We start from the raw sequence: 3,264 nt of genomic DNA, 5'->3' as shown, positions 1-3,264 counted from the left end.
TGTGTTTTTGCAGCAATCTTTGCTTTCAATTCGCTCGAACTTACCCCATCAGTTCTTCCTAACACGATATGCTCCTTGCCATGTTCCTCACACCACCTAATTGCTCGTTGGAAGCCATCGTGGCATTGGTCTGGACCTGTTACGAACACATCGAAATCGACTTCTTGTACTATTTTATCAACATCAGTATATGTAATAACTTCATCAACATAGCGAATTGCTTTTATCATATACTTACGGTCTTCGGTTGAATTAAGGATCTTGGCTGTCGGTTTATACTTAAGAATAAAATCACTATCCTGTGCTGCAACTATAAGATAATCACCTAATCCTTTTGCCCTACGATACAATTCTACGTGACCTTTATGAAGAAGATCATAAACACCAACAGTAAGAACCTTCTTATACTTTCGAGGTTTCATACTTGCCAATTGTATGTTCTTGGGTAAAGGAATACCTGCATTATCACAACGTTTTTTAAATTTAGCAAAATCTTTCTTGCGATGATGAAACAACCAAACATAATATAAAGAATCTGGCAGATGGTCCTGAATCCAAGTTTTAGCCCAATGCCACAAACGTACAAAAGGAGTAGCCGAATAAACCACGGTCTGTTTTGGTATGGTCCAATCTTCACCGTATTGAAAGGCAAGATATTCATCTACTTCTGCTGGAACATTTAACTTAATTCCTTTAAAATCCCATTTGACCGTATTCTGAATATACTTTTCATGAATAAAATCTGCACCACCTGTATGACGAACATCTGTACTGATTTTATGAAGAACGTAAACCTTTATAAACTCATCGCCTCGCTCAAGAACATAAAGACCAATACGTTCATAACGTACTAATTTGAATCCAACCTCCAACAATAGCCATAGCACATCCTTAAATCGCTCTTCGTCTTCTTTCAGAATATAGATGTCAAAGAAAGGTTTCCAGGGCTGAAAATCATCATTTCTAACTACACCAATAAGTGATCCGAATGCTGGTCCCCAATTGATGTCTATCTTATCCAGATAAACAGAAAGAACATGGAGATTATCCAGCATTTTATCCTTATTCATCACCTTATTACCAAAGTAAAGAAGATGGCTTCGATATTCCAAAAATCCTTTAGAAGTTTTTATATGTGACATTTTATATTATACTAAATTTTACTAATACCCCATTGGTAAACCTTATCTATATTTGGGCAAAAAACTCCATGTTTATGCGCTAATTGCCATATATACTTTAAGCCAAAAGGAAAATCTTCTGTAAAGTAACGACTATTGAAATCTGCTATCCAACCCTCACTAGTCTCAATCATTGGTGATGTTATACCTTTAAAACCTGTGATTGAAGATAGTTTAGCTGCCAAAGACTTAGCATCATAACTATCATAATAATCTAGCACTGTAGGAAGATAATTTTCTGAAACCGGTAAAACTTTAAGCAATTTAAAGAATTCCTCATCCATCTTTATATATAAATCAGCAGCTTCTTCTGTCCATTCCTCATAGAAAAGTAACATACGTGGGTATATTCTACCTTCATTTTTTCCACCAAACATTGTATAAAGTCTGGATGTATGAAGCAGAGGATTACTGTTAGTAAGACTAGCCTCGTAAAAATTATTCAAAACATTTACAGGACGTTCAAACCAATGCTGTATTATACTTGCAAACTTTACCTTTTCTTCTTCTGCAACATGTTCGATTGCAATATTATAAGAAGACTTGAACCCCAACAGATGAGCTGATTTACCATATTCTTGCACCCTTGAAATAAAAGGAACTCTCTGAAAGCCCCATAATGGTTGAGTTTCATCCAAAATCTTCTGTGCCTCAAAGAAAAAGCCGGTAGATGAAAAAACACTTCCAACATAAGTGTCTGAATCTAGATATGGCTTTATTCTTTCTAATTCTTCTTTAATCAAGAAACCTGGTAAGCATAAAAGCACAACATGAGAAGAGGGGATTACTTCATTCGCATCATTACTAATCAAATCAATTTCTCCTTGAAGCACTTCTCCATCGGGTGTATCAACGACTATATGGTGTTCCCACTTTTCCGGATGATTCGTGAGAATATTAACCCGTACATGATGATGCCCAGAAATCCATGATGCAATAACATGTCCTAGAGCACCTCCACCACAAATACAAATTCTATCCATCATTATATCTTTATGCCATTATATCTTTCATCGCCTTAATAAACTTAGCATTATCACCATGATTTCTCACAGCAATACGCATATAACGATTTGGTTCAATACCTTTCTTTGCCAGACAGGCACTTGCCAAGATATTATATTTTTCAAGCAAAATTGCGCAAAGTTCTTTTGGCTTATATGGAGGCAATACTTCTAGGAAAAAATAGTTAGCTTGCGAAGGCATCACATGGATAAACGGAATCTTCTTCAATTCCTTTTCAAAATCATTTCTTGTTTTGATAAACTGATCACATGCCTTTTTATAATCTTCCTTATATTTTGGATAAATCTGCATAAAGAACTCTGCAAATGAATTAATATTCCAAATACTAACTTGCTTCTTCATTTTGGCAATTGCATCAACATTTGAGCTACAAAGGATACCTAGGCGAAGACCAGGTACTCCATAACTCTTAGATATAGACTTCATTACAAACATCTGCGGAAATTCCTCTAGGAAAGAATTGTCTATGCAGGTATTATTTTCATATCCATCAGTAAAATCGACAAAACTTTCATCAAGAATGAATTGTATATTTTTCTGTTTCGTCCAATCAGCTAATTTACGGATACCTTGCATGGATATAAAATTACCCGATGGATTATCCGGGTTTATCAACAACAGAGTATCAACAGGGACTGTGCTAAAATACTCTATAAGATCATCTTCATCATAACGAAAATCAGCTTTCTTAGAAACAAAAGTAAAAACACGTTCATCAGGCAGGCGATTAGGATACTCTTCGAATGTAGGACGTATAACCCCAATTGTACCTTCGAGATTCTCCATTAAGACTTTAATCAATTCTGCCGCACCATTTCCAGGAATAACATATTCTTGCTTGATATTCCAGCATTTGCTAGCCAAAAGCGAATTAACGCCCATCCCTGAGGGATATTCTGAAACCAGAACAGGAAAGAATTCCTGCATGTCTGCGATTATAGAAGAACGATTGAAATATGGATTAACCAGATAGCAATAATCAAGCATCTCAGGAAATCTCCAAAAACCACCATATCTACTATAATATTGTTTTAATAATTCTTCTCCATTCATAATA

General features: G+C 35.4%; 3 protein-coding genes. All 3 read right to left on the bottom strand.

Annotation, left to right across the window (positions count from 1 at the left end; genetic code table 11):
- A partial coding sequence (locus DW657_RS16890; RefSeq protein ID WP_233547208.1) for an adenylyltransferase/cytidyltransferase family protein occupies positions 1 to 1,070 on the bottom strand: 1,070 nt, incomplete at its 3' end.
- An 83-nt stretch (positions 1,071 to 1,153) separates the two neighbouring features.
- Entirely contained in the window at positions 1,154 to 2,167 is a 1,014-nt protein-coding gene (locus tag DW657_RS16885; protein ID WP_233547207.1) for an NAD/NADP octopine/nopaline dehydrogenase family protein, read from the bottom strand.
- Between the two features lie 7 nt (positions 2,168 to 2,174).
- The coding region (locus DW657_RS16880) for a histidinol-phosphate transaminase (protein ID WP_118313512.1) at positions 2,175 to 3,264 on the bottom strand (1,090 nt) is incomplete at its 5' end.

The sequence above is a fragment of the Prevotella sp. AM23-5 genome (assembly GCF_003473645.1).
In the GTDB taxonomy this organism is placed as follows: Bacteria; Bacteroidota; Bacteroidia; order Bacteroidales; family Bacteroidaceae; genus Prevotella; species Prevotella copri_A.
This window is presented reverse-complemented; position numbering and strand designations above follow the sequence as displayed.

Coding starts and splice junctions, on each gene's coding strand:
- DW657_RS16885 (WP_233547207.1), bottom strand. CDS start 2,167: ATGATGGATAGAATTTGTATTTGTGGTGGAGGTGCTCTAGGACATGTT.